Annotated in this window: 6 protein-coding genes and 1 pseudogene; 6 read left to right on the top strand and 1 reads right to left on the bottom strand. The window is 55.0% G+C overall.

All coding sequences use genetic code 11. The annotated features are described in order from the left end of the window. Nucleotides 1-117: 117 nt before the first annotated feature. From gyrB to NCN04_RS07210, 4 genes and pseudogenes are all read left to right on the top strand, one after another. Nucleotides 118-2,016 (top strand): annotated as a pseudogene (gyrB, locus tag NCN04_RS07225) (DNA topoisomerase (ATP-hydrolyzing) subunit B); the annotation flags it as partial. Beyond that, entirely contained in the window at nucleotides 2,016-2,354 is a 339-nt protein-coding gene (locus tag NCN04_RS07220; RefSeq protein ID WP_048347670.1) for a hypothetical protein, read from the top strand. The pseudogene gyrB and the gene NCN04_RS07220, both read left to right, overlap by 1 nt. Next, on the top strand, nucleotides 2,347-2,757 hold the full coding sequence (locus tag NCN04_RS07215; protein ID WP_048347671.1) for a fluoride efflux transporter FluC: 411 nt from the start codon (nucleotides 2,347-2,349) through the stop codon (nucleotides 2,755-2,757). The genes NCN04_RS07220 and NCN04_RS07215 overlap by 8 nt, the downstream gene beginning before the upstream one ends. Beyond that, complete coding sequence (locus NCN04_RS07210; RefSeq protein ID WP_250395641.1) at nucleotides 2,757-3,155, top strand: fluoride efflux transporter FluC; 399 nt, start codon at nucleotides 2,757-2,759, stop codon at nucleotides 3,153-3,155. Before NCN04_RS07215 ends, NCN04_RS07210 begins: the two co-directional genes overlap by 1 nt. On the opposite strand, the gene NCN04_RS07205 is transcribed toward NCN04_RS07210, so the two are convergent. Beyond that, the gene (locus NCN04_RS07205) at nucleotides 3,145-3,624 is read right to left on the bottom strand and encodes a glutathione peroxidase (protein WP_250395640.1); all 480 of its coding nucleotides are present in this window, start codon (nucleotides 3,622-3,624) and stop codon (nucleotides 3,145-3,147) included. The two genes, NCN04_RS07210 and NCN04_RS07205, sit on opposite strands and share 11 nt — an antisense overlap. Before the next feature lie 77 nt (nucleotides 3,625-3,701). On the opposite strand from NCN04_RS07205, the gene mgtE reads away from it, so the two are divergent. Continuing rightward, entirely contained in the window at nucleotides 3,702-5,156 is a 1,455-nt protein-coding gene (gene mgtE, locus NCN04_RS07200; RefSeq protein ID WP_048347674.1) for a magnesium transporter, read from the top strand. A 52-nt stretch (nucleotides 5,157-5,208) separates the two neighbouring features. After that, a partial coding sequence (locus NCN04_RS07195; protein ID WP_284498655.1) for a sigma-70 factor domain-containing protein occupies nucleotides 5,209-5,557 on the top strand: 349 nt, incomplete at its 3' end.

Genomic DNA, 5,557 nt, shown 5'->3' with positions numbered 1-5,557 from the left:
AACTTACCACCGGTCTCCCAGAGGCGCTCGCAGAAGCCTCTGACGCGTCATTTTTAAAGGGGATGCACCCCATCGTTTCTTCGATGAATCAAATCAGCCCTGAATTTGGCCCCGATGCCGGTGCGAAAACGCCCGGGGATGTACATCGGCACCACCGGTCCCCGTGGGCTCCACCACCTCGTGTATGAGGTGGTGGACAATGCCGTGGATGAGGCCCTCGCTGGGCATTGCAACGAGATCACGGTCGTTCTTGGAGAAGACGGCTCGGCGTTTGTGAGTGATAACGGCCGAGGAATCCCAACGGATGTTCACCCCCGCACTGGGAAGAGCGCCCTGGAAACCGTGCTCACGGTGTTGCATGCCGGTGGCAAGTTTGGAGCCGGTGGCTACAAGGTCTCGGGTGGCTTGCACGGTGTCGGCGTTTCCGTCGTGAATGCCCTGAGCGAGTGGGTTGAAGTCACCGTGCGCCGTCAAGGGCAGGTGCATCGTCAACGCTTTGAGCGTGGTGCTGCCATCGGAAGCCTTGCCTCAGAGCCTCAGCCAGCTGAGGAGAGCGGGATCACTGGTACCAGCGTTTGCTTTAAGCCCGATCACGAGATTTTTACGGGCGGTATTGAGTTTGATTATTCGACCCTTTCCGCACGATTGCGTGAGCTGGCCTACCTCAATGGTGGTGTGCGCATCGTGTTTCGCGATGAGAGAGAGGCTGCAAGGGGTCAGGAGGGCCAGCCCCATGAAGAGCTCTATTTCTATGAGGGTGGCATTAAAGAATATGTGGCCTATATGAATGCGGAGAAAGATCCTCTGCATCCGGAAATTATTTATGTCAATTCCGAAAAAGATGGAGTGTCCGTGGAGGCTGCACTTCAGTGGTGTGTTGATGCTTACTCCGACAGTATTCTTGGCTTTGCGAATAACATCCGCACGGTTGATGGTGGCACCCATATTGAAGGCTTAAAAACCGTTCTCACCCGTACTCTTAATTCGTTTGCGAAAAAACGAGGCAAGCGCAAAGAATCAGATTCCAACTTGGCGGGTGAAAACATTCGCGAAGGCCTTACCGCTGTGCTTTCGGTGAAAGTGCCTGAGCCTGAATTTGAGGGTCAGACCAAAACCAAACTTGGCAATACTGAGGTGCGCGGTATTGTTGACAGTTTGGTTGGTGAGTCACTCAGCCAATACCTGGAATTCAATCCAGGGGTGATCGACATGATTCTCGAGAAGGCGATTCAGGCCTTCAACGCTGCTGAGGCGGCTCGCCGAGCGAGGGAGTTGGTGCGTCGTAAGAGCGTGCTGGAAAGTTCAACGCTGCCGGGCAAATTGGCCGATTGCAGCTCCAGAGATCCTTCCGAATCAGAGATTTATATTGTGGAGGGTGATTCTGCTGGCGGTTCCGCTAAGCAGGGACGCGATCGTCGTTTTCAGGCGATTCTGCCTTTGCGCGGAAAGATTCTCAACATCGAGAAAACCGACGACGCCAAGATCTACAAAAACACTGAGATTCAGGCTCTGATTACGGCTCTTGGTTTGGGTATTAAAGGCGAAGATTTTGATGTTAAAAATCTCCGTTATCATCGTGTTGTCATCATGACTGATGCGGATGTGGATGGAGCGCATATCCGAACTCTGATTCTCACTTTCTTCTATCGGTATCAAAAAGAATTGGTTGAAGGGGGTTATATCTATATCGCTTGCCCGCCTCTCTACAAAGTTGAGCGCGGAAAGAATCACACCTATTGCTACAACGAGCAGCAATTGCAAAAAACGTTGGCGGGATTTGGTGAGAAAGCCAACTACAATATTCAGAGATTTAAGGGTCTAGGTGAAATGATGCCGAAGCAGTTGTGGGAAACCACGATGGATCCGTCCACGCGCATGATGAAGCGGGTGGAGGTTCAAGATGCTTTGGAAGCCGACCGGATTTTCACAATTTTGATGGGCGACAAAGTTGCTCCACGGCGAGAATTTATTGAAACGCATAGCGCCGATTTGGATATGGCGTCACTCGATATCTGATGCGTATGTCGACTGGAGCGGTGTTGCGTTGGGGCTGGTTGCTGGGAGTCGCTCTAATGGCACCCGCGGGCTTACCTGCTGGTGGAGCCCAGAGGAGGCTTCCTCTTTTGCGCCGTCAGGAAGGCAAAAGTCCCCGACTCAGCGGTGAGTGCTGTGTGCTGAGATCGAGTCCGCTGGTTGAGGCCCCTGCCCTGCGCCGGTTGGAGTTAGGCACTCCGCTGCAGATGTTGCGTCATTGGCGTGGAGACGACGGCCGAGATTGGATTCAAGTTCAGATGTCTTCAGGCCAGGGCCTGCCAGCTGGCTTGCAGCCAGTTCGCGGTTGGCTACGTGGCTGACTCCTTCACCGCTACTCAGGTGGTGCTGGTTGGGATTGGTGCCATTCCTGGCGCGTGGCTTCGGCTGCGAATTGTCAACCACTTTGAGCCGATGGTTCCTCTTAAGCACTGGGGAACGTTTGCCGTCAATCTCGTCGCAGCTTTTGCCCTGGGTCTGGTGGTAGGCCTGCAGGTGAATGACGCCTGTTCAACCTCTAAAGGTGTTTCGGCGCTGACGTTGTTGGTGGCAGTGGGCTTTTTCGGCAGCCTTAGTACGTTTTCCACCTTTGCCGTTGAGTTGCTCAACACTCTGAAGCAGAGAAATTGGCGTGAATCGTTGCTCCTCGGCGTGGGCTCGATCCTGGGTGGCTTGGTTGCGGCTGGTCTTGGCTATGGACTTGGATTGACCGAGGGGATCGCCTGATGTCACAGCCTCCTTCCTCCCCCACGACAAACCAGCTCACCCTTCGCCAAGACCTGAACGAAATGGCTCTTGTGGCGCTTGGTGCAGTTCCTGGTGCTGTGATGCGCTGGCAAATTGCCTCCCACTTCCACGACAAAGACCTGATTGTGAACGTGCTCGGAGCGTTCATTTTGGGTTGGTTGGTCGGGCTTCCTCTCCGACCAAAGCGTCAGTTGTTGGTCGGGATTGGTTTCTGCGGTTCGCTCACCACGTTCAGTAGCTGGATGGTGCACTGCGTGACCTTCATCGCGCAAGGCGACTGGCTTTCTGCCCTGGGGTTGATTGGTCTCACCCTGGGGCTGGGGCTTGGTGCCGCAGCCCTGGGTGTCTTCGTAGGCCGGTGCTTGGTTAGGCGTTAAGGGCGGATTCAATCGCAGTCTTCAGCTCATCTGAATCGGGCTCAACTCCGCTTTTAAACCTTGCGATGACCGTGCCGTCTTTGCCTACGAGGAACTTCTCAAAGTTCCAAGCCACATCGCCTGAAGGCTCTGTTTTGTTCAGGGTGGTGTAGGGCTCAGTGGTGCTTCCCGTGGCATGCACTTTGTCGAACAGCTCAAAGCTGGCGTTGTAAGTGGTGGAGCAGAAGCTTTTGATCTCCTCCAAAGATCCGGGCTCTTGAGCACCAAAATCGTTGCAGGGGAAGCCCAGTACCACAAGCCCCTGAGCGCCGTAGCTGTCTTGTAACGCCTGCAGGCCGCTGTATTGGCGGGTGAATCCGCAGCGGCTCGCCACGTTCACGATTAACAGCACCTTGCCGGAGTAAGAGCCAAGTGATTTGTTGGCGCCGTCGGGGGTGTTCACGGACACGTTGCTGATGTTGGGTGCCATAACTGTTGAGGGTGCAATCGGCGCCGACGATAACCGGATACAGCCGCACTTACACTGGCAGGGGCTGGGCGGAGAGCATGGAAGAAGCCCACGGCCGCAGTGGTGTGATCGTGACGAATGATCTGGTGGCTGAGGTTGTTGCTCAGCAATTGGAGTCGATGTTGTCGGTTGGCAATTACGACGAAGTCAAGCTGCTTTTGGCTCCCTTTCAGCCAGTTGATGTGGCGGAAGCGATTGGTTGCCTTCCTCGAACGCTGCAGGCCCTTGCTTTTCGTTTGCTCGGCAAGGACGAAGCGATTGAGGTCTACGAATACCTTGAGCCAGCCATTCAGCAAAGTTTGTTGGAACGGCTGCGCTCCAGCGAAGTGCTGGAGCTCGTGGAAGAGATGTCACCCGATGATCGGGTGCGCCTGCTCGATGAACTCCCGGCCAAAGTGGTACGCCGTCTCTTGGTGGAGCTCAGTCCCGCCGAGCGGCGTGTGACAGCTCAATTGCTTGGGTATGCCCCCGAAACGGCTGGCCGTTTGATGACAACGGAATATATCGATCTCAAGGAATTTCATAGTGCTGCACAGGCTCTCACCATTGTTCGCCGGCGTGCGAGAGAAACCGAAACGATTTATAGCCTTTATGTCACCGATGGGCAGAGACATCTCACCGGCATCTTGTCTCTACGTGATTTGGTCACTGCCGACCCTGCCGATTGCATTGGTGATGTGATGACACGGGAGGTGGTGAGCGTTGGCACCGATACCGATCAGGAGGAGGTTGCCCGTGCCATTCAGCGTTACGACTTTCTTGCGGTGCCTGTTGTTGACAGGGAGCGTCGTCTTGTCGGGATCGTCACGGTGGATGACGTGATTGATGTCATCGAGCAGGAAGCCACGCGTGATTTGTACGCGGCTGGCGCTGTGGAGGCCGGAGATGAGGACGACTATTTCCAGAGCAATTTATTCACCGTGGCTCGACGCCGCGTTGTGTGGTTGTCAGTGTTGGTGGTCGCCAGTTTCTTCACGTCGCAAGTGATTGCCCTGAATGAGAAGGTGCTGAAAGAGGTCGTACTACTTGCGGCGTTTATTCCTCTGTTGGCTGGCACCGGTGGAAATGTGGGGGCTCAGAGTTCAACGGTTGTGATCCGTGGTTTAAGCACGAAGAGCATCTCGTCGCTTGGTCCTTTCAAAGCAGTCGTGCGTGAAACGGCTTCCGGAGCTTTGTTGGGACTTCTGATGATGCTGTTGGTGGTTCCTTTCGCGTGGTGGCGAGGCGAAAGTCCATTGATCGGGATCTCCGTTGGCATCAGTTTGTTGGCGATTACAACTCTGGCTGCCACGGCCGGTGCTGCTTTTCCACTGCTATTCGACAGGATGGGATTGGATCCAGCCTTGATGTCGACCCCGTTCATTACGACCTGTACGGACGTGATGGGCACCTTGATTTATCTCAAGACAGCAGAGTGGCTGCTGCTGAATGCGCCCCAGCTGCTCGAAGCCACGAGTATTTCTACTCATTTACTCGCTGCGCTCGCTTTCTGAGAGCTTGTTTACGTTTCTTAGGGTTACTCTTTACAGAACTCAATGAAGCGTCATGGCTCCTGCTGCTGCTGTTGCTTCCCGCCCCGCATCTGCCTCCACCGGTCGCGCCTCGGGCGCTGAAGTCGATTTAGTCCGTTCGTATTTACGAGACATCGGCCGAGTGCCGTTGTTGAGTCATCAGCAGGAGATCACCCTGGGCCGTCAGGTGCAGGAGTTGATGGATTTAGAGGCGTTAGAAGCGGAACTCAAGGATCAGCGTGGTGGAGAGGAGGTGGCCAGAGAGGAGTTCGCCAAAGCTGCAGGCGTGAGTGCGGCGCAACTGAAGCGAAAGCTGCAGGCGGGCCGCCGCGCCAAGGAGCGGATGGTGGCGGCCAACCTGAGGTTGGTGGTGAGCGTCGCCA

This window comes from Synechococcus sp. MU1655 (assembly GCF_023630655.1).
Taxonomy (GTDB): Bacteria; Cyanobacteriota; Cyanobacteriia; order PCC-6307; family Cyanobiaceae; genus Synechococcus_C.
This window is presented reverse-complemented; position numbering and strand designations above follow the sequence as displayed.

Excerpts from the sequence above, each read along its gene's own strand:
- NCN04_RS07205 (WP_250395640.1), bottom strand. The coding sequence starts at position 3,624 with ATGGCACCCAACATCAGCAACGTGTCCGTGAACACCCCCGACGGCGCC.
- NCN04_RS07210 (WP_250395641.1), top strand. The coding sequence starts at position 2,757 with ATGTCACAGCCTCCTTCCTCCCCCACGACAAACCAGCTCACCCTTCGC.
- mgtE (WP_048347674.1), top strand. The coding sequence starts at position 3,702 with ATGGAAGAAGCCCACGGCCGCAGTGGTGTGATCGTGACGAATGATCTG.
- NCN04_RS07220 (WP_048347670.1), top strand. The coding sequence starts at position 2,016 with ATGCGTATGTCGACTGGAGCGGTGTTGCGTTGGGGCTGGTTGCTGGGA.